The sequence below is a fragment of the Microbacterium sp. X-17 genome (genome assembly GCF_039615055.1).
Genome location: NZ_JBDHNI010000008.1, coordinates 126,566 through 149,941, shown reverse-complemented (window position 1 = coordinate 149,941; position 23,376 = coordinate 126,566). Strand labels below are relative to the sequence as shown.

Genomic DNA, 23,376 nt, shown 5'->3' with positions numbered 1-23,376 from the left:
GCTGTATTATCGACTCATGACCACCCCCACCTCCGCCTTCGCCGCGCTGGCCGACCCGACCCGGGCCGCCATCGTGGACCTGCTCGCCCGGCGCGGCGAGCTGGTGGCGGGGGAGATCGGTGCGGAGTTCACGACCAGCGCGTCCGCCATCTCCCAGCACCTCAAGGTGCTGCGCGAGGCGGGCCTGGTGACCGTGGAGAAGCGGGCGCAGCACCGCGTCTACCGGCTGGACGTCTCGGCGCTCGCCGGGGCGGAGGGCTGGCTGGCCGACCGCGCCCGGCAGTGGAACGCGCGGATGGACAAGCTGGCCGCGCATATCGAGAAGACACGAGACAGGGGAGAACTCCCATGACGAACGAGACGACGGACATCGTGGTGCGGCGCATCCTGAACGCGCCGGTCGCCACCGTGTGGCGGCTGTGGACCGACCCCGAGCTGGTCACCGAGTGGTGGGGGCCGGAGGACTACACCTCACCCTCGGCGCAGGTCGACCTGCGGGAGGGCGGCTCGTACGTGTTCAGCATGCTCGCGCCCGAGTACCAGGGCGGCGCCGAGAGCTTCACCGGCGGCACCTACACCGCGATCGTGCCGGAGGAGCGGCTCGAGTTCACGCAGAGCATCACCGACGCGGACGGCGTGCCGCTGCCCGACGACCAGCTCCCGGAGGGCTTCACGCAGAACATCCGCACGGTCGTGGAGTTCGCCGACGTGGGCGGACTCACCGAGCTCACGATCACCGAGAGCGGCTGGTCGCGCAGCCTGATGTCGGTGTTCGCGTACGCGGGCATGCACCAGTCGCTCGACAAGCTGACGACCGAGGTGCTCCGCGGGCTCGCAACGGTCGACTGATGGAGATGCGGCTGGAGCTGGTCCCGCTCCCGCCCTCGCTCAGTTGCGGTAGTTGTACACGTCCAGCCCGAAGCGGTTGAGCCCCGGCGTCGCGGCGTAGCCCAGGTAGGGCAGCCCGAAGGTGTCCTCGATGCTCGCGAGCAGGCTGTAGTGGTTGTACGGGGTCGTGGACCAGGTGCCGCCCTTGACGAACGGCGACAGCACGAGCGCCCCGACTCGGCCGCCGCCGAGTCCCGAGATGCCGGGGAGCGCCGAGTTCGGCCCCGGCCCCTCGTTGCAGCAGCTGGAGGCGTCGGACTGCGGGCCGTCCGACTCGTCGAAGGTGATCACGAGCACTCCGTCCTGCTTGAACGCGGGCGAGGAGGTGATCTTCGGCACCCACTGCTTCAGCCAGGCGTCGGCGCTGGCCAGCCCGCCCGGCCTCCCGTCGACGCAGGGGGAGTCGTGGCCGTCGTCACACAGGTTCGGCGTGATCAGCGACAGGTTCGGCGTGGTCGAGACGGAGGCGAGGTCGGTGGGGAGGTGCGACAGGTCGACGTCGTTCGCCGCACAGGCCGCCGTTCCCGTCAGGCTCTGGAAGTACACGAACGGGTTGTGGCGGGCCGCGTACTGGTCGCCGACCTTCGCCTTCTGCGTGTCGTCGACGGCGCCGAGCGCGGGATGCCGGCACGGCGTCCCCATGTCCTCCATGTAGCCCTTCCAGGTGCGGCCGGACGCGGTGAGCTGGTCGGCGACCGTCTTCACCGTGGAGGGGAACACGCAGCCGTCGCCGACCGCCTGACCCGGGGAGGCGGTCCCCGTGCCCACGAACGGCGAGTAGGTCTGGCAGTCGGCCTGCATCTGCGGGTTCGGGCCCTGGCCGGAGATCTCGGCCACGTAGTTCGGCTGCGAGTTGTGCGCCGTCCCGTAGTAGGAGTTCAACAGCACGCCCTGGCTGCGCAGCGTGGTCGACAGGTACGGCGCCGCGGAGCCGGGGCCCCAGGTCTCGTCGTAGCCCTTGTTCTCCAGATTGATCACGAAGACGTGCTTCGCGCCGGGGAGGTAGGAGCCGGTGGTCGCGGCGCTCACGGTCGCCGTGGTGGAGGGCAGGAAGGCGAAGGCGACGCCCGCGACGGCTGCGGCCGCGACGGCGACGCCCGCGAGGAGGCGAGTGCGTGTTGTCCTGATGGTCACGGGAGCGTCCACCCTTCTGCGACGGCCTTCTGTTTGAGCGGCGCCCACTCCTCGGCGGCGGGCGGCCCGACCGGGGCGCACGCCGGGCCGGCGACGAACGGCGGCACGGTGTAGGCGGGCGCGGCCGGGTTCGGCGCCGACGCGAAGTCGAGGACCTCTGCGATGTTGCGCGCGCCGGCGTCGCGCGGGGTCAGCGCCGGGAGGCCGAACCTCCACTCGATCGCCTTCAGCACGGAGGTGTGGTCATAGGTGCCGTGCGCCACGTAGCCGCGACGGGCCCGCGGCGAGACCACCATCGACGGCACGCGGAAGCCGCGCTGGCCGGTGCCGGCCGCGGGCGTCGCGTCGGCGGCCGTGCCCGGCACCACGTGGTCGAAGAAGCCGCCCCACTCGTCGTAGTTGATCACGAGCATGGTCCTGCCCCAGTTCGGTGACGTCGTGACCGCGTGGTAGATCCCGTCCAGGAACAGCTCGCCGCTGCGGAGGTCGGCGTGCGGGTGATCGTCGCCCGAGGTGCCGGACGACTCGTCCTCGAAGCGCGGGTCCACGAACGACACCGCCGGAAGGGAGCCGCTCGCGCAGTCCGCGAGGAAGTCGGAGTACTGGTGCGAGATGCCGATGTACTTCGATCCCCACAGCGCGAGGAAGGGCACGTCGTTGAAGTAGTACTTCCCGCTGACGCCGGCGGCCGCGAGCTTGTCCCAGATCGTCGGCATCGTCGCCGTCACCGTCGAGTTGTGCAGGCGGTCGGTCTGCGCGGCGTGCATGTAGAAGCGGTTCGGGTACGTCTCGGCGAGCGTCGCGGCGAAGTACTGGTCGCACACCGTCCACTGCGGGCCGGCCTGACCCCAGAAGCCGAGGTCCGTCTGCGCGTAGTAGCCGATGGAGAAGTCGTCGTTCTCGCCGGCCTTCAGCCAGCCGTCGCACTTCCCGCCGTTCAGCTCGATGCGGCCGCCCTCGTAGGAGTGGTCGGGGTCCGGATGCCCGCAGCCCTGGAAGTCGGCGAGGTGGTGTGGGGTGTGCGGGAAGCCGTACCGGTCGGTGTAGCGGAGGCCGCTCGGCATCCCGGTCGCGCCGGGCATCCAGCCGGTGAGATGGTCGAACGAGCGGTTCTCCATCATGACGACCACGATGTGGTCGATGCCGGAGGCCGCGGGAGCGGGGAGGGGCGACGCGGTGCCGGCGGTCGCACTCGTGGTCGCGGCGTTCGCGGCGAAGGCGGTGCCCGCTGCGATGGCCCCGGCCGTCAGGCCGCCCGCCAGGGTCAGGAAGTGTCTGCGATCGACGTTCACGTCAGCACACGCAACCACGAGGGCGCGCGAAAGTGACCCCCGTCGGGTGAGGCGTCACCCAGCCGTCACCCCGCCGTCACCTGCGGTTCACCCGGTGCGCCGGGGACGCCTCCGTACGATCCCGAGCACGATCAGGACCAGCCCCACCACGAGCAGGACCACGCCGACGATCCCCCAGAACGAGGACCCGCTCATCACGGACCCGCCGAGCACGTCGGTGCCCTGCAACGTCCACACGAGACCGATCGCGGCGAGGATGATGCCGGGGACGAGAAACGGCCAACTGCGCTTCATGGGCTCAGAGTACGTCGTGAACGCCCCGGCAGGAATGACCGATCGCCGTCACGGTCGGCCCGGCCACTCCCGCCCGGCCCACGGGTCGTAGTCGGCCACGAGCGCGCCCTGCTCCGGCCGGTCGGCCTCCGCGACGTGCTGGAGGTTGATCCGCACCCGGTACCACTGCGAGCTCGACCCGCGCATCCCGTCCACCAGCTCGTCGGCCGGATGCAGCGACCCCGCGACCTCCGGGTTCGCCGTCTTCCACTGCTCCAGGGCCGCCAGCGCCTCCGGCTTCGTCTTGGTGCGCGCCACCTCGATGAGCGGCATCTGCGAGACCCGGCGTCCCGCGCCGTCCCCGGCCCGCGGCGGCTTCTCGGCGGGGCCGAGCCGCTTGGCCAGCGCGAGCAGGCCGTCCAGCGAGCCCGCGGCGTCGTCGATCCCGGCGTGCGGGTCGCCGGCCTCCGCGAAGCGCGCGGGCACCGTCAGCACGGTGAACTCCTCCGGCCGGCGGGCGCGCACCTCGTCCCAGTCGAGCGGCGTCGAGACGCGCGCGTCCGGCAGCGGCCGGATCGAGTAGGCGGAGGCCACGGTGCGATCCTTGGCGTTCTGGTTGAAGTCCACGAACACGCTCTCGCCGCGCTCCTCCTTCCACCAGCGCGCCGTCGCGAGCCCCGGCGCCCGGTTCTCGACCTCCCGCGCCAGCGTCTCCGCCGCGAGCCGGACGTCCGCGAACCCCCACTGCGGCGCGATCCGGACGAGGATGTGGAGGCCGCGCGACCCGCTCGTCTTCGGCCAGCCGACGAGCCCGTGGTCCTCCAGCACCTCCCGGGCGATGAACGCCACGTCCACGATCTGCGACCAGTCGACGCCCGGCATCGGATCCAGGTCGACCCGCAGCTCGTCGGGATGGTCGAGGTCCTCCGCCCGGACCGCGTGCGGGTTCAGGTCGAGGCAGCCGAGGTTGGACACCCACGCGAGCCCCGCGGCGTCCCGCAGCACGGCCTCCTCGGCGGAGGTCCCGCGGGCGTAGTGGAGGGTCGCGGTGTCGATGAAGTCAGGATGCCCCTCCGGCACGCGCTTCTGGAAGAACGGCTCCTGCGTGAGCCCCTTCACGAACCGCTTCAGCACCATCGGCCGCCCGCCGGCGCCGCGCAACGCCCCGTCCGCGACGCTGAGGTAGTACCGCGCGAGGTCGAGCTTGGTGAGCCCGGGCTCGGGGAACACCACCTTGTCGGGGTTCGAGATGCGGACGTCGTGGCCGCCGGCCTCCAGGAACGTCTCCGACTTCGACGACGGGGTCATGCCGCCACGGTAGCCGCGGGGGCGGCGCGGGGCCAGGGGCTCATCGGCACCTCACTGCAGACAGAACTCATTCCCCTCCGGATCGCGCATCATGATCGCGAACTCCGGATACGGCCCCCACGACCCGTCGAGCACCTGCTCCACGGTCGCGCCCAGGCCGACCAGCCGGGCGGCCTCGGCCTCCACCTCATCCCGCGTCGCGTGGCGGTCGGCGGAGGGGGTGATGTCGATGTGCATCCGGTTGCGCTGGCGCTTCTCGTGGTCGTAGCGGGTGAAGTAGAAGCGCTGGTGGGTCGGGTCCTCGTCCCAGGCGACGGCGCGGGCGGCGAGGTCGTCGTCGGTCAGGCCGGCGGCGCGGAGCTCGGCCTCCTCCTCGGGCGTCAGCCACTCCGGCTCTGGGTAGCCCATGACGGCGGCCCAGAACCGGGCGAGCGCCGCGGGGTCGGCTGCGTGGAAGGTGACGTTGGCGATCCGTGCGGTCATCCTCCGGAGTGTATGCGGAAGGAGGGAGCGGCCGGGAGACCCGATCACTAAGCTGCCGCGCATGACCTTCGACCCCGAGCGGGACATCGCCGCCTACGGCAGGCGCGCGGGCGGCTACGAGCGCGGCCCACGCGGTTTCCTGCACGGCGAGATCGTGCGGCGCGTCGGCGTGCTGGCGGTGTCGCTGGCCGACGGGACCCCCGCCCCGCGCATCCTGGACGTCGGCTGCGGCAGCGGCGCGCTGCTGCGGCTGCTCGAAAGCCTCCGCCCCGACGCGCGGCTCATCGGGGTCGACCCGGCCGCGGGGATGGTGCGGGAGGCCGTGGCCTCCACCCGCGCCGCGGTGCTGCAGGCCTCGGCGGAGACCCTCCCGTTCGAGGATGCGTCGTTCGACCTGGTCGTGAGTTCGTCCTCCTTCAGCCATTGGGAGGACAAGGCCGCCGGTCTGGCCGAGTGCCGGCGGGTGCTGGCGCCGGGAGGCGCGCTGCTGCTCGCGGACGTGTTCACCTCGCGCGGGCTGCCGGTGCGGGTGTTCGGGCCGGGCGGGGCGGCGGGGAGCCGGGAGCGGGCGGAGGTTGGGATGCGGGCGGCCGGCTTCGCCGTACCGCTCTGGCGGCCGCTGTTCGCCGGCGTGATCCAGGCTGCCGTGGCCCGCGCGTGACGGGCGCGTCGCGCAAACAGGAGGACACGTCTGAATCTCCTTCCCAACGGGGTTCGGCAGGAGTTCGGGCGCGCGTCGCCGCCGCAACTCCTGTCGGCGGGTGCAGCCTGCTAGTGTCCAGTCAAAAGCCGAGGGAGGCCAGGTGTCGGTAGTCGGCATCGTCGCTGAGGGGCCGGGCGAGGCCCGGGTCGCGTCCAGCCCGAGTTCCGTGAAGAAGCTCGTCTCCCTGGGGTACGACGTACGCGTGGAGTCCGGCGCGGGAGTCCGGGCCGCGTTCACGGATGAGGCCTTCGCCGATGCCGGCGCGACCGTGACCTCCCGGGCCGACGCGTGGGGCGCCGACATCGTGATCAAGGTCGCCCCGCCGACCGAGGACGAGATCGCGCTCCTCTCCGACGGCGCCACCCTCATCGCGACCCTCAGCCCCGGCCTGCGCCCCGACCTCCTCGCCGCGCTCTCGCAGCGCGGGATCACCGCGCTCGCCCTCGACGCGGTGCCGCGCATCTCCCGGGCGCAGTCGATGGACGTGCTCAGCTCGATGGCCAACATCTCCGGCTACCGGGCCGTGGTGGAGGCCGCCCACGAGTTCGGCCGGTTCTTCACCGGGCAGGTCACCGCGGCGGGCAAGGTCCCGCCCGCGAAGGTGCTGGTCGCCGGTGCGGGCGTCGCCGGCCTCGCCGCGATCGGCGCCGCGTCGAGCATGGGCGCGATCGTCCGCGCCACCGACCCGCGGCCGGAGGTCGCCGACCAGGTGCGCTCGATCGGCGGCGAGTACCTGGCCGTGGAGGTCGCCGGCGACGACGCGATGCAGTCCACCGACGGTTACGCCAAAGCCACGAGCGAGGCCTACGACCGCCGCGCCGCCGAGATCTACTCGGAGCAGGCGCGGGACGTGGACATCGTCATCACGACCGCGCTCATCCCGGGCCGCCCCGCGCCGAAGCTGCTCACCGAGTCGGACGTCGCGAGCATGCGGCCCGGCTCGGTCGTCGTGGACATGGCCGCCGCGCAGGGCGGGAACGTCGCCGGCTCGGTCGCGGGGGAGCGGGTGGTCACGCCGGGCGGGGTGATCATCCTCGGCTACACCGACCTCCCGTCGCGCCTGCCGACCCAGTCGTCGCAGCTGTACGGCAACAACCTGGTCAGCCTCCTCACCCTCCTCACGCCCGGCAAGGACGGGAGGCTCGTCCTCGACTTCGACGACGTCGTGCAGCGGTCGGTGACGGTGGTGCGCGACGGGGAGACGACCTGGCCGCCGCCACCGGTGACCGTCTCCGCGGCGCCCCCTCGCGCCGCCGCCGCACCGGTCGCCGTGCCCGCGCCGAAGGAGCCGTGGCTGACGCCGGTGCGCAAGGCGGTGCTGACCGCGGTCGGCCTCGCCGTGCTGCTGGCGCTGACCGCGCTCGCACCCCCTCCGCTCCCGCAGCACTTCACCGTGCTCGTGCTCGCCACCGTCATCGGCTTCTACGTGATCGGCAACGTCCACCACGCGCTGCACACGCCGCTGATGAGCGTGACCAACGCCATCTCGGGAATCATCGTCGTCGGCGCGATCGTGCAGCTCACCTCGCACGACCCGCTCGTGCAAGCGCTCGCCGCGATCGCAGTGCTGGTGGCATCCATCAACGTGTTCGGCGGGTTCGCGGTGACGCGGCGGATGCTGGCGATGTTCACGCGGAGCGACCGGTGAGTCTCAGCGTCGCGGACGCCGCCTACCTGGTCGCGGCCGTCCTCTTCATCATGAGCCTCGCCGGCCTGTCCCGGCACGAGACCGCGCGCGGCGGCGTGGTCTACGGCATGGTCGGGATGGGGATCGCGCTCGTCGCGACCATCGGGTTCCTCGTGCTGCCCGCGTCCTCCGTCGTCCTGCTGATCGTCGCCATGCTGGTCGGCGCCGCGATCGGTCTGTGGCGCGCGCGGGTCGTGCAGATGACCGGCATGCCGCAGCTCATCGCCCTCCTGCACAGCTTCGTCGGCCTCGCCGCCGTGCTCGTCGGCTGGACGGGTCACCTCTCGCACCCGGACCTGGCCGGCTCGCTGCGGGGCGTGCACAACGCGGAGGTCGTGATCGGCATCTTCATCGGCGCTGTCACCTTCACCGGGTCGATCGTCGCCTACCTGAAGCTCTCCGCGCGCATCTCGTCGCGCCCGCTGGTGCTGCCCGGCAAGAACGCCCTCAACATCGGCGCGCTCGTCGTCTTCGTGGCGCTGACCGTCTGGTACGTGATCACCCCCGACCTGTGGCTGCTGGCCGTCGTCACCCTGATCGCCCTCGCTCTCGGCGTCCACCTCGTCGCGTCGATCGGCGGCGGCGACATGCCCGTCGTGGTGTCGATGCTGAACAGCTACTCCGGCTGGGCCGCTGCCGCCTCCGGCTTCCTCCTCGACAACGACCTCCTGATCGTCACCGGCGCCCTCGTCGGCTCGTCGGGTGCGTACCTCTCGTACATCATGTGCAAGGCCATGAACCGTTCGTTCCTGTCCGTGATCGCCGGAGGCTTCGGAATCGAGGCCCCGTCCGCGGCCGTCGAGGAGCAGGGCGAGTACCAGGAGGTCAGCGCCGAGCAGACCGCCGAGCTGCTGCAGAACGCGACCACCGTCGTCATCACGCCGGGCTACGGGATGGCCGTCGCCCAGGCGCAGTATCCCGTCGCCGAGCTCGTTCAGAAACTCCGCGACCGCGGCGTCACCGTCCGGTTCGGCATCCACCCGGTCGCCGGGAGGCTGCCGGGCCACATGAACGTGCTACTGGCGGAGGCCCGCGTCCCGTACGACATCGTGCTCGAGATGGACGAGATCAACGACGAGCTGCGCGACACCGACGTGGTGCTCGTGATCGGCGCGAACGACACCGTGAACCCGGCCGCCGCCGAGGACCCGGGCAGCCCCATCGCCGGCATGCCGGTGCTGCGGGTCTGGGAGGCCCGCCAGGTCGTCGTGTTCAAGCGCTCCATGGCCGCGGGCTACGCGGGCGTGCCCAACCCGTTGTTCTACCGCGAAAACGCGAGGATGCTGTTCGGGGACGCGCGGAAAGCGGTGGACGAGATCGTGGGGTACTTCTGAATGGTCGACGGTGAGACGGACGAGGTGAGCCGACGCCTCGGACCGGGCTGGTATCCGGACCCGTTCGGCGAGGCCCCGCTGCGCTGGTGGGACGGCACGAAGTGGGAGGCCGCGGTGAGCGGAAACGCTCCCGCCGCGCCGCCCGTGCGCTACGCCGCGGACCGCCGCCCGCTGCCTCCCGAGACGCCGGTGTACACGTCGTGGGTCTGGCTGGTGGTGCTGCTGCCGCTGCTGAGCACCGTCGTCTCGCTGGCCACGCTCGGCGAGGTCACGCGTTCGCTCGCCGCGTTCGCACATCCGGGCGCCGCGAACCTCGCACTGCTGATGTCACCCGGCTACCTCCTCGGCAGTCTCCTCGGCTGGCTGGTCTACGCCCTGTCGATCGTCTTCAGCTGGCTCGACTACCGAACTCTGACCCGCCGCGGCGTCGACGACCCGTTCCACTGGGCGTGGTCGTTCCTGGCGTGGCCGGTCTACACGATCGGCCGCGCGGTGATCGTCCGCCGCGTCGCGGGAGGCCGAGGCTCGGGAGTCCTCTGGGCCACGATCGCGGTGATGGTCCTCTCGGTCGCCGCCGGGATCGCCGCAACGCTCACCCTGAGCTCGGCGATGCTCCAGACCGTCCACCAGCTCCCGGGCGCCGGCGCCTGAGAGCGCGGTGTCCGGCCGGCCCCGCAACGTCCGTTATGATGGCTGTCGTGCGTCCGCCCGCGGACGCTCAGGAGACGTCGCATAGTCAGGCCTAGTGCACCACCCTGCTAAGGTGGAGTCCCCGTAAGGGGACCGAGGGTTCAAATCCCTCCGTCTCCGCCGATCGAAACCCCCGGAATCCCAGTGATTCCGGGGGTTTTTCAGTTGGTGGGGCGATGGGTTGCCCACATTTTGCCCACACTTGCCGCGGAGACGGCGGCGTGGAGGCGCATGGCAACGTCGTCGAGGTGGTCGTCGAACAGGTCGGCATACAGATCGAGGGTCATTGCAGCGGACGCGTGCCCGAGCATCCGCTAGACAGCTTTGACGTTGGCGCCCGAGCTGAAGGCCGCAGATGGGCGAAGGCTCCGTTGCGTCCGCCTTAACGCGACTCGAGCTTCTCCGAGTGTGACAGCCTTGCGCCGGTCGGCCTCGCGTTGGACCCGCTGCTCAGCCCGACGACTGTGGCCGCACGGAGACATCACGCTTTCGCTGTGGGTAGGGTCGTGGCGAGGGCGGACTTGAAGGCCGCGAATCCCGCCGGCATGAGCGTTTCGTCGTCGCGCGCCTTGGCGATCAGCCCATCTACCAGATCGGTAAGGGTCTTGAATGTTGCCACTTCCCGAAAGAGTGCGGCTAGAACGGGCTTCGGGTTGACCAGCTCCTTCCACCGTTCATCCCAAAGGGCGTCAAGCTTTGCTTCTTGCTCCGCCCGGACGGCTACAAGTTGAGAGGCGCGACCGGCGTTGACTTGAGCGTAAGCCATCAGATGCGCTTGAAGCTTTGCAAATGAATCGTCTCCAGCCTGGGGGCCTGGAGCCGGGAATCTGTGGTCTAGTTCAGCGTTCACCATCGACAAAAGCACGTCCTCACGATTCTGGTCGGCCGCGGAACGCAGAATTGCTTCGATCTCGGCGGGAGTCGTCTCCTTACCGACCATGCGGAGCGTGCTCGAAATAAGCGCGCCGTCGAGCACCATGCTTTCGATGGCTCTCCGCGGCCAAACATGTAACCGTGGGTGATTCTGCGCGATTGCAGCGAGCTCGGCGTCTGAAAGCAGGTCTCGGTCTCGCACGCATAGGAAGGGCACGCCCACGGGAACTCGTACAAGCGCCTCGTATGTCTGGAGAACTTGCCGTGCGCTTCCGGCGACAACCACGTGAGTCCGTCCCACCTCAATGGGGAATAGCAACGGCAACCAGCGTGCGTCGGTGACGCCCTCCACAACGAGGATCGCGTCGGCTTGTAACAGGTCAGCGTGCGAAAGCCCGAGAGTCTCCAGAAGCTGTGTTTTTGACGGAGCGTCCGAAAGTCTCAGGATCTGGTTTTGCCCCTGGCCACCAGCAGCCTCGACCTCAAGAAGTGAAGCCCTGCTCGCTGAGGCGATTATGGCGGACGAATGGCTCACGACGAATGTCTGCGCACGTTCGGATACATCCGTTAGGGCCTGGAGCAACGCCGACTGCAACGTTGGGTGTAGGTGTTGTTCCGGTTCATCGATCAGGAGGACCCCGCCGGCAGCGGACAACCTCCGAATGTAGTAGCTCATAGCGAGCAGTTCCTTTTCGCCACTACTGAGCGCGTTCAGTCCATGTCGATAACCGCTAACCAGTTCGATAGAGATGGTGCTCCCGCGGACAGCGTCGTATGTCGGCGGCAGAAGCCGCTTGCCTGTGGCTTCATTGAAGATCGTTGCAATCCGGTCGTATTCATCGTTCACCACATCTCCCTGCCGCTCCGCCAAGAAGCGTTGATAGTCCAGCGTCATCAGGTAGTTGCCAACGTTTGGGAGCGCGATGGGGCCACCGCTAACAATCACTTGCTCCAATCCCTGCGAGCGCTCCTGTTCGATTCGTTCGGCGCCGAGCATCGCGATGTCCACGGCCTGGGTCACTCCGTTGCTTACGAGGCGGGTGGCGGGAAGGAAATCGATGATGCCGAATCCGTGCTCGCGCTGGAACGACTGCTGTCTCACGATGTCTGTTGCCGGGGTGCTCGAGTTGCGGACCACTTGGCCAGCGCGGTTGTACTCGAAAGCAATTGTGTTTTGGAGCCGGGGCGCAGGCTGACCACCACTAAACCGTGTATGCCAATCGTCAATGATGTCCCACTCGTCGTCTGAGAATTCCACTGAGAGCTCGAAGCGGAGGGTGTCGCCCCACGGGCCAACGTTCTCGGGCGTTCGGAAGATGCGGCCCGTCCAGGCGCTCACCAACGCCTCAAGAACCAAAGACTTTCCCGTGCCATTTTTACCGCTGATGATGACAACATTTTCGCGGCCAAGATCGCTCACCTGCGCGTGAGCTAGCCCTTTGTAGTTATTGATCTCAAAGGATGAGATTCGCATTGATCGAAACCCCTCATTCCCGCCGCTCTAGCGGCTCGTGCAAAGTCTCTCAGGCCGATTCCCGGGCGTGCCGGATTGGTGAGCGAGGGAATCGCCCGACTACGATCAACCAGAGTTCGCGTCGTCGCTTAAGGGCTTCGCCGCGCGTGCCCGACTTGACTTGCAACGACAACATCGCGTCGGCCGCGCGTGCCGCCCAGCGGTCTCCTATTCGCGGTCTTGAGCGTGTCGCACGTCGGCTTCGTGCGATCGACCATGCAACGCGTAAGACGCTTCGCCCCGGGTCGCCTTGCTGCGGTCACGTTTCCTCAGCGATGGTCTGACGGGCCGCAGGCCGCTCCGCCCCCCACGAGGCGAGCAGGCGGAGCCGCTCGGCCGACGGTGAGCCGGGCTCGGCCGTGTAGACGAGCAGGACGTGGCCGGGTTCGGCGGTGATCGCGAACTCCTCGTAGGCGAGGGTGAGCTCACCGACGACGGGATGGTGGAAGCGCTTGGTGCCTGCCCCGTGGGTGCGCACGTCATGTGCGCCCCACAGCCGGCGGAACGTGTCGCTGCGGGTGGACAACTCCCCGACGAGGTCCTGGAGGGCGGGGTTGTGTGGGTCGCGTCCCGCCTCCGCTCGCATCATGGCGACGCACATGTCGGCGAACAGGTCCCAGTCCGGATAGAAGTCGCGCGAGGCCGGGTCGAGGAATTGGAAGCGCGCGAGATTCGGTGTGCGGCCGCCGTCTCCGATCAACGGCGAGTAGAACGCACGACCCAGGGCGTTGAAGGCGATCACGTCCGATTGGGCGTTGCGCACCACGGCGACGCCGTCGGTGAACGCCTCGAGCGCCCAGTGCAGGCTGGGCCGTGCTGCGGGGCTGGGAGTGGCGCGCCGGCGGGGACGTCCGGAGCTGGGGATGCCGTCGGCGGCCCTGGCGAGGTCGAACAGGTGGGCGCGCTCGGTGTCGTCGAGCTGCAACGCCCGGGCCACTGCGTCCAGGACTCCGGCCGAGACGCCCGCGATCGCGCCGCGCTCGAGCTTCGCGTAGTACTCGACGCTGACGTCGGCCAGCATCGCCACCTCGGACCGTCGCAACCCCGCGACCCGTCGGCCGGTGCCCGCCGGCAGCCCGGCCTGCTCCGGCGTGACCTTGGCGCGGCGCGACATGAGGAACTCGCGCACGTCCGCTCGATTGTCCATGCGTCTCAGGCTAGGCCGAGCGGCGTCCCCGAAGGATGCCCTGTCAGTACACCTCTCATCAGGGACTCCCTCCGGGCGGCCGGAGGCGGTGTGCTGGATGGCGTGACAGCCTCCTCTTCCCCCACGGTCCGGATCCCGGCCGGCCGAGCGCTCGCGACGCTGCTGCTCGTGCTGACGGTGTTCGGCCCGATCTCGATGGACCTCTACCTCCCCGCGCTCCCGGCGCTCACGGCCGAGCTGGGCGCCGCGACCTCGCTGGCGCAGCTGACGGTGACCGCGTGCTTGGTCGGCCTGGCCGCGGGGCAGCTCATCGCCGGGCCGTTGTCCGACCGGTTCGGGCGGCGCAGACCGGCGCTCATCGGGGTGACCGCCTACGTGGTCGTCTCGGCGCTGTGCGCGGCGAGCCCGACCGTCGAGCTGCTCATCGCGGCCCGCCTGGTGCAGGGGCTGGCCGGAGGCGTCGGCATAGTGATCGCCCAGGCTGCCGGGCGCGACGTGTACGAGGGGGGCAGGCTGATCCGCTTCTACGGCCGGCTCACGGTCATCGGCGGCCTGGCGGCGATCGTCGGCCCGCTGCTCGGAGGCGCGCTCACGGCGGTGCTGGACTGGCGCGGCCTCTTCCTCGTGCTCGCTGTCATCGGAGCGGTCATCCTCGGCTGGGTGGCTGTCGGCCTCCCCGAGACGCTGCCTCAGGATGCGCGCACGGGCGCCGGGTTCGCGGTCATCCGCCGCGACGTCCGGCTGCTCCTCTCCGACCGGCGCTTCGTCGGGGCAGTGGTCGCGCAGGGCTTCGTCTACGCAGCGCTGTTCGCCTACCTGAGCGGTGCGACCTACGTGCTGCAGGGTGTCTACGGCTTGTCGCCCCAGGGGTACGCGCTCGCGTTCGGGCTCAACTCGGCCGGCTTCATGGTCTCCGGGTACCTCGCCGGCCGCCTCAGCGAGAGCTGGAGCGTGCTGGGCACGCTGGCCGTGGGCCTCGCGGTCGCTGGGCTCGGCGCGGCCGGACTGCTCGTCGCGGGCCTGGCGCACATGCCGCTCGCCGTGGTGATCGTGTCCCTGTTCCTCCTCGCCGCGGGAACGGCTGTCACCAGTCCGCCCTCGACCACGCTGGCGCTCGCGGACTACCCGCAGATCGCGGGCACGGCCTCCTCGCTGCTCGGCGCCGCGCGGTTCGCGTTCGGCGGCATCGCCGCGCCGCTGGTCGGCGTCGCCGGCGCCTTGAGCATCCTCCCCTTGGGCCTTGTCACGACGATCGCGGTCGTAGCGGCCGCCGTCGCGGCAACCGCCCTCCTACGGCCTCCGGCCGGGGCAGCAGCCCCGGCCGACACCCACCTCGCAACGGAAGGAACCCCCACATGCGTGGAGTGATCATGTACGCCCCTCGGGACGTCCGCGTCGAAGAGCGCGCCGACCCGACCGTCCTGGAGCCGACGGACGCGGTGATCCGCGTCGCGGCCGCCTGCATCTGCGGCTCCGACCTGTGGCCGTACCGCGGCACCGACCCGGTCACCGGCCCGACGTCGATGGGACACGAGTATGTCGGCGTCGTGGAGGAGATCGGCGACGACGTTCGGAACGTGAAGGTCGGCGACTTCGTCGTCGGGTCGTTCTTCGCCTCGGACAACACGTGCGAGATCTGCCGGGCCGGCTACCAGTCGCGCTGCGTGCACGCTTTCCCCATGGGAGCGCTCGGGACGCAGGCCGAGAAGCTGCGTGTCCCGCTGGCCGACGGTACGCTCGTCGTCGTTCCCGGCACCCCGACCCCGACGCAGGTGCGCGGCCTCCTCGCCGCCTCCGACGTGCTCGGCACCGGCTGGTTCGCCGCCGTCGCCGCCGAGGCCGGCCCGGGTAAGACGGTCGCCGTGGTCGGCGACGGCGCGGTCGGACTGCTCGGCATCCTCGCCGCCAAGCAGCTGGGCGCCGACCGGATCATCGCAATGAGCCGGCACGCCGACCGTCAAGCGCTCGCCCGCCGCTTCGGCGCGACCGACATCGTCGAGGAGCGCGGGGACGCCGGGGTCGCCGCGATCAAGGAGCTCACGGGCGGTCTCGGCGCGCACTCGGTGATCGAGGCTGTCGGCACGCAGGAGTCGATGATGCAGGCCATCCGCGCGACCCGGCCCGGCGGCCACGTCGGCTACGTCGGCGTCTCGCACGACGTCGAGCTGCCCGGCCTGGAGCTCTTTTTCTCCGGCGTGCACCTGCACGGCGGACCGGCTCCCGTCCGCCGGTTCCTCCCGGAGCTGATCGCGTCGATCATGAGGGACGAGTTCGACGCCGGCGCGGTGTTCGACCTCACCCTCCCCCTGTCGGAGGCGGCGCAGGGCTACAGAGCGATGGACGAACGCCGGGCCGTCAAGGTCCTGCTGGAGATGGACGACGAGTACGAAGGGCGCCACGGATGACGAATACGCGCCGGCCTGATGCCGGCTATCGCCCCTATCGCGCGCCGAGCTCGTCCGACGTCGGCGGCTCCGCCCCCGCTCGCGACACGGTGATCGCCGCCGCGCGTGCGGCGTATCCACCGGCCGACGCCAGCTCAGCCCGAGAGCCGTCGCGCACGGCTCCCATTCCCGTTCCGAGGACCCAGGCGAGCAGCGCCGCCATATAACTGTCGCCGGCGCCGACAGTGTCCACCACCTGCACGACGAGGGGCTCGATCGCGACCGTCGCGTCTCCCGCGGTGAGGAGGGAGCCCGCGGAACCGCGCGTCACAGCCACCAGAGCGCCACGGGCGGCGATCGCGCGTGCCGCCTCGTCGATGCTGAGGTCGGGGTAGAGGAAGAGCGCGTCCTCGTCGCTGAGCTTCACGATGTCCGCCAGCTCCGCGAGTCGCTCGAATCGTGCCAGGGCGGCGGCACGGTCGCCGACCAGGTCCGCGCGGATGTTCGGGTCGAAGCTGATGGTCGCTTCGCGGTGAAGTTCGGAGGCGAGCTGTTCGATCCTGTCCGAACCCGGTGCGAGGAAGGCCGAGATCGAGCCGATGTGGAGGTGACGGACGGGAGGGAGGGCGATCCGCTGGGGGAGTTGCCAGCTGATGTCGAACTCGTACGTGGCCGAACCGTCCGCTTCGATCGTGGCTGAAGCACTGGAGGTCGTCGGGAGGCTCCACGACTCCGGGAGCAGAGTAACGCCGGCATCGCCCAGTCGCGCGGCGATCGCCTCGCCTCTCGCGTCGCGGCCCAGGGCGGTCAGCAACGACGTCGCCACACCGAGGCGCGCGAGGCCGAGCGCGACGTTCGCGGGGGAGCCGCCAGGATGCTCGCGCGTCGTGCCGCCGAGGCGGATCACATCGATGAGCGCCTCGCCGGCGACCAGGACGCGGCGGAGGCCCGCGGGCGGGTCGAGGACGTTCTCGGGCGATGTCGGGGTTGGCATGCGCGGAGCTGCTTTCTTTGCGGATTGACTTGACCTCGGGAGCCTGGCGTTCCAGACTGCGTACTGATCACTCTAACTAATACGTATTAATACGTCGAGCCCGACTTGTGGCCGCGACCAATACGTATTGGCAAAGCCTTCAGAGAGGAAGCGCACCTTCATGATCCGATCCCTCACGATCGCGACGGCCCTCGCCGTCGGCATCACGTTGACCGGGCTCGCCCCGACGGCGGTCCCCGCATCGGCGGCTCGGCCAGCAGTGGCGACCCAGCCGGCCACCCCGTCGCCCACAGCGACACCGTCGACCGCGACCACGGGCCTCTATCACGAGCCGTACCGCCCACAGTTCCACTACTCCCTGCCGACCGGATGGATCGGCGACCCGAACGGGCTCGTCTACAAGGACGGCCGGTACTACCTGTTCAGCTACGGCACCTGGAAGGGCGCGGTGAGCACGGACCTGGTGCACTGGACGAACATCGATGTCACCGGTCCTGCGCCGGACCCCGGCGCCGGCGCGTTCTTCTCGGGCAGCGCGGTGGTCGACACGCAGAACACCAGCGGGTTCGGCACGACGAAGAACCCGGCGATGGTCGCCATCTACACCAGCGTCCAGGCGGGCACGAACGTCGAGTCCCAGGACATCGCCTACAGCACCGACGACGGCCGGCACTGGACGCGCTATGCGGGTGACCCGGTGATCGACATCGGCTCCGTCAACTTCCGCGACCCCAAGGTGTTCTGGTACGCCCCGAAGCACGAGTGGATGATGTCGGTCGCTCTCAGCGACCAGTACAAGGTGGCCTTCTACACGTCGCCCGACCTCAAGACGTGGACGCAGGCGGGCACCTTCGGCCCAGCCGGCGCGACCACCGGGGTGTGGGAGATGCCCGACCTCTACCAGCTGCCCGTCGACGGCGACACCCGCAACCAGAAGTGGGTGCTCAGCGTCAGCGTCGGCAGTACCGGCGTCCAGTACTTCGTCGGGCGGTTCGACGGCTCGACCTTCGTCCCGGACGGTCCTGCCACGTACACGCCCCCGGCGGGCGAAGCGCTCGACGCGTTCGAGTCCGGGAGCTACGGCGACTGGACGACTACCGGCTCCGCCTTCGGCACGGCGCCGGCATCGGGCGCACTGCCCGATCAGCAGCCGGTCACCGGCGCGGACGGCCCCTACTTCGTGGACAGCTTCAACGGCGGCGACGCCGCGATCGGCACGCTGACCTCCCCGGCCTTCACGATCGACAAGAGCCGGCTCAACTTCCAGGTGGGCGGAGGCGACAACCCGTACGCCGCCGGCGCGGTGCCGTTCGGGACCCTTCCGGCCGGGACGGTCTTCACCGACTTCTCCGGCACGTCGTACGATCCCGGCTGGACCACGACAGGCTCCTTCGTCGGCACCGGACCGAGCCGCGAGAAGCTCGGCAACCAGGTCAGCGCGGGCGTCCTCGACACCTGGGGCCCCGACGGGGACCCGGGCGAGGGCACCATCACGTCTCCGGCTTTCACCGTGGGATCGCCCTACATCGACCTCCAGATCGCCGGCGGCACGCATCCGATGAGCCAGCCGAACCCCACGGCGGTGAACCTGCTCGTCGGCGGCAAAGTCGTCGAGACCGCCACCGGCAACAACGCGGGGACCCTGGACTGGACGAGCTGGGACACCTCCGCCTACCAGGGCCAGCAGGCGCAGCTCCAGGTGGTCGACCAGAACGACGGGTCGACCGGCTGGGGGCACCTCATGGTCGGTGACATCGTCTTCGCCGGCGAGAAGGCGCCCGTCTGGGACACCCAGACGTCCGTCGACCTGCTGGTGGACGGGAAGGTCGTCCGTTCGGAGACCGGCAGGAACAGCGAGAGCCTCGACTGGGCGTCGTGGGATGTCAGCGACCTCCAGGGCCGGCAGGCGCAGCTCCAGATCGTGGACAACGCGACCGGCAGCTGGGGTCACATCCTCGCCGACGGCTTCACCCTGGCCGACAAGCCGGCGCTGAACCAGCTCCAGCGAGCGAGCTGGATCGACTACGGCAGCGACTTCTACGCGGAGAACACCTGGACGGACGCCCCCGGCGGCCAGCGCATCAACGTCGCGTGGATGAACAACTGGGCCTACGCCTCGAACGTGCCGACGACGCCGTGGCAGGGAGCCGAGTCGTTTCCGCGGACCGAGTCGTTGCGGACGATCGGCGGAAAGGTCCAGCTCGTCCAGACCCCGGTGGATGCCCTGTCCGACCTTCGCGCCGGCCCCGTGTCGAACGTGCGGGCGGTGACCGTCGCGGGCACGAAGACCCTTCCCGTGTCGGGAGCCGAGCTCGAGGTCCAGGCACGGCTGACGAAGGGAACCGCGTCGACGTTCGGCCTGAACGTGAGGACCGGAGGTGGCCAGTACACGCAGATCGGCTACGACACGGCGGCGGGCGAGCTCTACGTCGACCGGACGCATTCCGGCGACACGGGCTTCAACCCGTCGTTCCCCGGCCGGGCTGCGGCGCCGGTCGCGCTGGACTCCCGTGGCGGGCTCGACCTGCACATCCTGATCGACGCCTCGTCCGTCGAGGTCTTCACAGGAGACGGCACCCGGGTGATCACCGAGCAGATCTTCCCCGACGCGGCGAGCACCGGCGTCAGCGCCTTCGCCACCGGCGGAACCGCGGGGATCGACTCGCTGCGGGCGTGGAAGCTGACGTCGATCTGGAACTGATCCGGACACAGGAGAAGGCTCCCCGCCCAGACCGGACGGGGAGCCTTCTTCGTGCGCGGCGCCTAGAGCACCCGCGCGGCCAGCCTGCGGTCGTGCAGCAGCGCGACCGACCACGCGAGGTAGTACAGCGCGATCAGCGGCCCGGCGAGCAGGAGCATGGAGATCACGTCGGCCGACGGCGTCACGATCGCGGTGAAGCCGAGGATGACGAGGAACGCGATCCGCCAGCCGCGCAGGATCGTCGCTGCGGAGAGCATCCCGAGGAAGTTCAACAGCACGAGGAAGACCGGCGAGACGAAGGCGAAACCGGCCGCGACGACGAGCTTCAGCACGAACTGGAAGTAGTCGTTGGCCTGGATGAACGACGAGGAGCCGTCCGCCGCGAACCCCGTGAGCAGGAGGACGATGTGCGGCACGATCAGCCAGCCGGCGACGCAGCCGCCGAGGAAGAGCGGGACGGCGGTGAAGAAGAAGCCGAAACCGTACTTCAGCTCCCGGCGGCTGAGGGCCGGGACGAGGAAGGCCCAGACCTGGTACAGCCAGATCGGGCTGGAGGCCACGATGCCGATCGCGAACGCCGCCTGCATCCGCAGGTCGAACGCCCCGGTGATGGTGTCGAAGTTCAGCGCCGCGAGGCGGTGCTGCGAGGCCGCGGCCTCCGCGATGGGCGCCCGTAGCGCCGCGAGCAGGAGCGGGCCGAGGAACCAGCCGCCGACCGTCCCGGCCAGGAGCGCCGCCGCCGCCCGCACCGCCCGCCGGCGCAACTCCGCGACGTGGGCCGCCAGCGACATCCGCGCGGTGCGGTTCGCGCGGCTCATGGCGCGTCCGGGGCCGACCGCTCGAGGGAGCGGGAGGCGGGTTCGGGCTCGGGCTCGGCGAGGAGCGCCTCGCGGATGATCCGCCGTGGGTCGTACTGCCGCGGATCGTACCGGCGCCAGTCGAGGTCGACCGGGTCGCCGACCTCCTCGCGCACCTGTTGCTGCACGTCGTCGGCGAGCCTCCGCAGCGAGCGCACGAACTGGCCGAGCTTGGCCGCGTAGGCCGGGAGCCGGGTCGGCCCGATCAGGAAGGCGGCGATCACGCCGATCACGAGCAGTTTCTCGAAGCTCATGACTGCACGCTCACGGCCGGGCGGAGACCCCGTCGGAACCGGAGGCCGCGGCCGGCTTCTCCGCCGTGCCGCCGGCTTCACCGTCCGACAGGTCGTGGACCTCCTTGCGGAAGATCCGGATCGACTGGCCGAGGCCCTTCGACAGGGCGGGCAGGCGCGTGGCGCCGAACAACAGCAGCACCACAGCGAGGATCACCAGCAGGTGCCAGCCACCGAGATTAGCCAACATGAGTCATCTCCTTTGACGGACCAATACGAGCCAATTCGTATTAGTAATTCGTATTGGCAGGGTAAACACTCGGCCCGGCGATGTCAAGCCGGAGGTCGCGTCAGCTGGACCCTGGGCTCAGCCGCGGACCCGGGCCTCCAGACGCAACAGGTCGAACGCGCCGTCGGTCGCGAAGACGCCGACGCGACCGGAGGCCAGGTCGTAGACGCGCGTGCTGAGCGCGACCCGATCGTCCACCACGACCACGCAGATGTCGCCGTCGAGGTGGACCTCCACGGTGTGCCGGCCCGGCGGCAGCGGCACGGGACGCTCCGATTCGAGCTCGTGCGGCACGTCCCCTCTGATCTGCCACTGCTCGCCGCCGGTCGTGCCCCGCGGCCAGCGATCGAACACCAGCCGGCCGCGGTATGGCTCCAGCCGGATCGAGTACGCCTGCTCGGCGTCGTCGGAGCTGCGGAGGAGGAGTCCGCAGGCCTGAGTTGAGGCCGCGATGTCGAACTCGGCGACGATGAGAGCCTCCGCCGGAACCTCGCCGGCGAGCCACGTCGAGTGCCGGTCCAGCGCGCCGCGGCCGGCGACGGCATCCGCGCCCTGCACGGGGGCGAGCTCCGGCAGGAGGTCGCGGGCCGTGTCGTAGAGCGCCGTGACGGCCCGGGGTAGGCCGAACCGCAGCGAGCCGTCGGCGGACTGCTCGGCGCGGAGCGACGACATCGTGCCGGCCCACTGCCACTCGCCGGTGTCGGTCTCGCCCTTCCTGGTCGCGATCCATCCGATGAAGTGGCGCTCTCCGGCGTGCTCGACGGTCTTCGACGCGTAGAAGGCGCGGCCGTCGACGGTGTCGTGCTCCGGCGCGCGCCACGGGCCGTCGGGGGAGTCGGCGACGCGATAGCGGGTCTGGAAGGAGTCGGAGAACTCCGAGTAGACGAGATACCAGTGGTCGCCCCATTGGAAGACGTCGGGGCACTCCTGGGTGATGAACCGGCGCGGGTCCCAGATCGGCTCAGCGTCGCGCCAGTGGACCAGGTCGTCCGAGACGAGCCGTGCGACGACACCCGAGCGTCGATACGGGGCTCCCACCCGTCGCGTGGCCAGCAGCATCTGCCACTGCTCGCCGGGAGCCGCGCGGAACACGAACGGGTCCCGCCAGTCCTCCGCCGAGTAGCCGTCGAGGGCGCCGAACGTCCACTCGGGGTGGCGGGTCCAGGTGTCGAGCCCCGCAGCGGATGTTGCGTGGCAGACGACCTGGGCATCCCCGTCCGCCGTGCGGATGCGGGGGTTGTGCCCGGTGTAGAAGAGGTGGTGCACGCCGTCGTCGTCCGTCACGACGCTGCCGGTGTAGCAGTCGAAGTCCTCGGCCGTGGCGCCGCCCGACGGCAGCACGACGCCGCGGTCGGTGAACCGCGCGAAGTCGGTGGTGGTCACCGCCGCCCACGGCATCCCCTCGTCGCGGTCCAGCGGGCGGCGCGGGTCGCGGGTGTCCAGCAGGTAGTACAGCCAGACCGTGCCGTCGTGCTCGAATGGGATGACATCGCCGACGTACCCGCCCTGCGGCAGGAAGTGGGCGGAGCTCATCGGGCGGAGTCCGGACGGGGGGCTCCGAGCGAGGCGCGATCGATGTAGTGACAGGGGACGAGCGTGCGCTTCGGCGGCTCCGCGTCCTCGATCAGCAGCGTGCCGGCGGTGATGCCCATCTGGAGGTGGGGGAGCGCGACGGTGGCGAGCGGAGGGTGCAGCTCGGCGGCGAGCTCAGGCTGGTCGTCGAAGCCCACGATGGAGATGTCCCTGGGGCACTCCAGCCCGGCCTCGTGGGAGGCCAGCAGTGCGCCGACCGCCATCCGGTCGTTGCCGCAGACGAGGGCGGTCGGAGGATCGTCGGCCAGGATGCGGGACGCCAGCTCGTACCCCGAGGACACGTGGTAGGTGCCGTAGGCCCGGGGGATGGACGCCGGGTCGACTCCGGCCTCCACCGCCGCGTCGACCAGGCCGCGCTCGCGCTCCTTGCATGCGTAGTCGTCGGACGGACCGCCGAGGAAGGCGACGCGCCGGTGCCCGGCGGCGAACACGGCGGCCGCGGCATCGCGTCCGCCCTGGTACTCGTCTGCCAGCACGAGGGGCACATCCTCCACGTTGTCGGCCCAGCAGTTGACGAAGACCGTCCGGATGTCCTCGCCGATGTCGAGGGCGGAGATCGGCTCGGGGCCCGGGGCGGCGTACACCAGCCCGGCGACTCCCTGCCGGACGAGGTTCTCGACGGCCGCCTTGCCGCTGTCCGGCGCCTCGGAGATCTCGACGACGAACGACACGTAGCCCGCAGGCTGCACCGCCTGCTGCACGCCGAGCACGATCTGGCCGGCATAGGGCTGCGAGACGATGCGGTGCGCGATCACGCCGATGGTGTAGGGACGGTTGGAGCGGAGGGACTGGGCCGCCCGGTTGGGCTGGAACCGGAGCTCCTTCGCCGCCTTGAGGATCCGCTCGCGGGTCTCCGGAGCGACCGAGATGTCGCGCCGGTCGTTGAGCACGAAGGACACCGTCGGTTGGGACACCCCCGCCCGCCGGGCGACATCCTTCATGGTCACCCGCTTCGCCGGGCCATTGCTGTTCGCAGCCATATGATCGTTCCTCCCGGAAC

General features: G+C 70.1%; 22 protein-coding genes, 1 tRNA gene and 1 pseudogene. 10 read left to right on the top strand and 14 right to left on the bottom strand.

Translation table 11 applies throughout. From position 1 onward, the window contains the following. Nucleotides 1-16: 16 nt before the first annotated feature. Nucleotides 17-352 carry a metalloregulator ArsR/SmtB family transcription factor gene (locus ABCS02_RS31630; RefSeq protein ID WP_345839692.1) on the top strand — a complete coding sequence of 112 codons (336 nt, stop codon included), beginning with the start codon at nucleotides 17-19 and terminating at the stop codon, nucleotides 350-352. Next, nucleotides 349-849 carry an SRPBCC domain-containing protein gene (locus ABCS02_RS31625; protein ID WP_345839691.1) on the top strand — a complete coding sequence of 167 codons (501 nt, stop codon included), beginning with the start codon at nucleotides 349-351 and terminating at the stop codon, nucleotides 847-849. Before ABCS02_RS31630 ends, ABCS02_RS31625 begins: the two co-directional genes overlap by 4 nt. A gap of 39 nt (nucleotides 850-888) precedes the next feature. Here the strand turns inward: ABCS02_RS31625 and ABCS02_RS31620 are convergent, their stop codons facing one another. The 5 genes from ABCS02_RS31620 to ABCS02_RS31600 all read right to left on the bottom strand — a co-directional run bounded on the left by ABCS02_RS31620 (nucleotide 889) and on the right by ABCS02_RS31600 (nucleotide 5,378). Further along, on the bottom strand, nucleotides 889-2,022 hold the full coding sequence (locus tag ABCS02_RS31620) for an alkaline phosphatase family protein (RefSeq protein ID WP_345839690.1): 1,134 nt from the start codon (nucleotides 2,020-2,022) through the stop codon (nucleotides 889-891). Further along, nucleotides 2,019-3,314: an alkaline phosphatase family protein gene (locus ABCS02_RS31615; RefSeq protein ID WP_345839689.1), complete on the bottom strand. Its 1,296-nt coding sequence runs from the start codon at nucleotides 3,312-3,314 to the stop codon at nucleotides 2,019-2,021. Before ABCS02_RS31615 ends, ABCS02_RS31620 begins: the two co-directional genes overlap by 4 nt. An 87-nt stretch (nucleotides 3,315-3,401) precedes the next feature. Next, nucleotides 3,402-3,608 carry a hypothetical protein gene (locus tag ABCS02_RS31610; RefSeq protein ID WP_345839688.1) on the bottom strand — a complete coding sequence of 69 codons (207 nt, stop codon included), beginning with the start codon at nucleotides 3,606-3,608 and terminating at the stop codon, nucleotides 3,402-3,404. A gap of 48 nt (nucleotides 3,609-3,656) precedes the next feature. Next, entirely contained in the window at nucleotides 3,657-4,895 is a 1,239-nt protein-coding gene (locus tag ABCS02_RS31605) for a DNA polymerase domain-containing protein (protein WP_345839687.1), read from the bottom strand. 51 nt (nucleotides 4,896-4,946) lie between these two features. Beyond that, nucleotides 4,947-5,378 carry a VOC family protein gene (locus tag ABCS02_RS31600; protein ID WP_345839686.1) on the bottom strand — a complete coding sequence of 144 codons (432 nt, stop codon included), beginning with the start codon at nucleotides 5,376-5,378 and terminating at the stop codon, nucleotides 4,947-4,949. A gap of 61 nt (nucleotides 5,379-5,439) precedes the next feature. On the opposite strand from ABCS02_RS31600, the gene ABCS02_RS31595 reads away from it, so the two are divergent. The 5 genes from ABCS02_RS31595 to ABCS02_RS31575 all read left to right on the top strand — a co-directional run bounded on the left by ABCS02_RS31595 (nucleotide 5,440) and on the right by ABCS02_RS31575 (nucleotide 9,912). Further along, a complete protein-coding gene (locus tag ABCS02_RS31595) occupies nucleotides 5,440-6,039 on the top strand; it encodes a class I SAM-dependent methyltransferase (RefSeq protein ID WP_345839685.1) in 600 nt (199 codons plus the stop codon). 142 nt (nucleotides 6,040-6,181) lie between these two features. Then, nucleotides 6,182-7,729, top strand: coding sequence for a Re/Si-specific NAD(P)(+) transhydrogenase subunit alpha (locus tag ABCS02_RS31590; protein ID WP_345839684.1), 1,548 nt, complete (start codon nucleotides 6,182-6,184; stop codon nucleotides 7,727-7,729). Continuing rightward, nucleotides 7,726-9,102: a Re/Si-specific NAD(P)(+) transhydrogenase subunit beta gene (gene pntB / locus ABCS02_RS31585; protein ID WP_345839683.1), complete on the top strand. Its 1,377-nt coding sequence runs from the start codon at nucleotides 7,726-7,728 to the stop codon at nucleotides 9,100-9,102. The genes ABCS02_RS31590 and pntB overlap by 4 nt, the downstream gene beginning before the upstream one ends. 24 nt (nucleotides 9,103-9,126) lie before the next feature. Beyond that, entirely contained in the window at nucleotides 9,127-9,753 is a 627-nt protein-coding gene (locus tag ABCS02_RS31580) for a DUF2510 domain-containing protein (protein ID WP_345839682.1), read from the top strand. A 70-nt stretch (nucleotides 9,754-9,823) separates the two neighbouring features. Beyond that, nucleotides 9,824-9,912 (top strand) — tRNA-Ser (locus ABCS02_RS31575). 41 nt (nucleotides 9,913-9,953) lie between these two features. Here the strand turns inward: ABCS02_RS31575 and ABCS02_RS31570 are convergent. The 3 genes and pseudogenes from ABCS02_RS31570 to ABCS02_RS31560 form a co-directional block, all read right to left on the bottom strand. Then, nucleotides 9,954-10,148 (bottom strand): annotated as a pseudogene (locus ABCS02_RS31570) (site-specific integrase); the annotation flags it as partial. A gap of 125 nt (nucleotides 10,149-10,273) precedes the next feature. After that, nucleotides 10,274-12,139, bottom strand: coding sequence for an AAA family ATPase (locus tag ABCS02_RS31565; RefSeq protein ID WP_345839681.1), 1,866 nt, complete (start codon nucleotides 12,137-12,139; stop codon nucleotides 10,274-10,276). Nucleotides 12,140-12,437: 298 nt separating this feature from the next. Next, on the bottom strand, nucleotides 12,438-13,325 hold the full coding sequence (locus ABCS02_RS31560; protein WP_345839680.1) for a helix-turn-helix transcriptional regulator: 888 nt from the start codon (nucleotides 13,323-13,325) through the stop codon (nucleotides 12,438-12,440). A 102-nt stretch (nucleotides 13,326-13,427) separates the two neighbouring features. On the opposite strand from ABCS02_RS31560, the gene ABCS02_RS31555 reads away from it, so the two are divergent. Both ABCS02_RS31555 and ABCS02_RS31550 read left to right on the top strand, forming a co-directional pair. After that, nucleotides 13,428-14,693: a multidrug effflux MFS transporter gene (locus tag ABCS02_RS31555; RefSeq protein WP_345839679.1), complete on the top strand. Its 1,266-nt coding sequence runs from the start codon at nucleotides 13,428-13,430 to the stop codon at nucleotides 14,691-14,693. Continuing rightward, a complete protein-coding gene (locus ABCS02_RS31550) occupies nucleotides 14,681-15,730 on the top strand; it encodes a zinc-dependent alcohol dehydrogenase family protein (RefSeq protein WP_345839678.1) in 1,050 nt (349 codons plus the stop codon). The genes ABCS02_RS31555 and ABCS02_RS31550 overlap by 13 nt, the downstream gene beginning before the upstream one ends. Nucleotides 15,731-15,764: 34 nt before the next feature. Here ABCS02_RS31550 and ABCS02_RS31545 read toward each other — a convergent pair whose 3' ends face one another. Further along, complete coding sequence (locus ABCS02_RS31545; protein WP_345839677.1) at nucleotides 15,765-16,703, bottom strand: PfkB family carbohydrate kinase; 939 nt, start codon at nucleotides 16,701-16,703, stop codon at nucleotides 15,765-15,767. 160 nt (nucleotides 16,704-16,863) lie between these two features. Here ABCS02_RS31545 and ABCS02_RS31540 point away from each other — a divergent pair, with 160 nt between their 5' ends. Then, nucleotides 16,864-19,404, top strand: coding sequence for a GH32 C-terminal domain-containing protein (locus ABCS02_RS31540; RefSeq protein WP_345839676.1), 2,541 nt, complete (start codon nucleotides 16,864-16,866; stop codon nucleotides 19,402-19,404). A gap of 62 nt (nucleotides 19,405-19,466) precedes the next feature. Here the strand turns inward: ABCS02_RS31540 and tatC are convergent, their stop codons facing one another. From tatC to ABCS02_RS31515, 5 genes are all read right to left on the bottom strand, one after another. Next, entirely contained in the window at nucleotides 19,467-20,222 is a 756-nt protein-coding gene (gene tatC / locus ABCS02_RS31535; protein WP_345839675.1) for a twin-arginine translocase subunit TatC, read from the bottom strand. Continuing rightward, nucleotides 20,219-20,515 (bottom strand): twin-arginine translocase TatA/TatE family subunit, encoded by a 297-nt coding sequence (locus ABCS02_RS31530; RefSeq protein ID WP_345839674.1) that lies wholly within the window; start codon nucleotides 20,513-20,515, stop codon nucleotides 20,219-20,221. Before ABCS02_RS31530 ends, tatC begins: the two co-directional genes overlap by 4 nt. A 10-nt stretch (nucleotides 20,516-20,525) precedes the next feature. Beyond that, nucleotides 20,526-20,744 (bottom strand): twin-arginine translocase TatA/TatE family subunit, encoded by a 219-nt coding sequence (gene tatA / locus ABCS02_RS31525; RefSeq protein ID WP_345839673.1) that lies wholly within the window; start codon nucleotides 20,742-20,744, stop codon nucleotides 20,526-20,528. Between the two features lie 117 nt (nucleotides 20,745-20,861). Then, entirely contained in the window at nucleotides 20,862-22,316 is a 1,455-nt protein-coding gene (locus ABCS02_RS31520; RefSeq protein WP_345839672.1) for a glycoside hydrolase family 32 protein, read from the bottom strand. After that, entirely contained in the window at nucleotides 22,313-23,356 is a 1,044-nt protein-coding gene (locus ABCS02_RS31515; protein ID WP_345839671.1) for a LacI family DNA-binding transcriptional regulator, read from the bottom strand. Before ABCS02_RS31515 ends, ABCS02_RS31520 begins: the two co-directional genes overlap by 4 nt. Nucleotides 23,357-23,376: the final 20 nt, after the last annotated feature.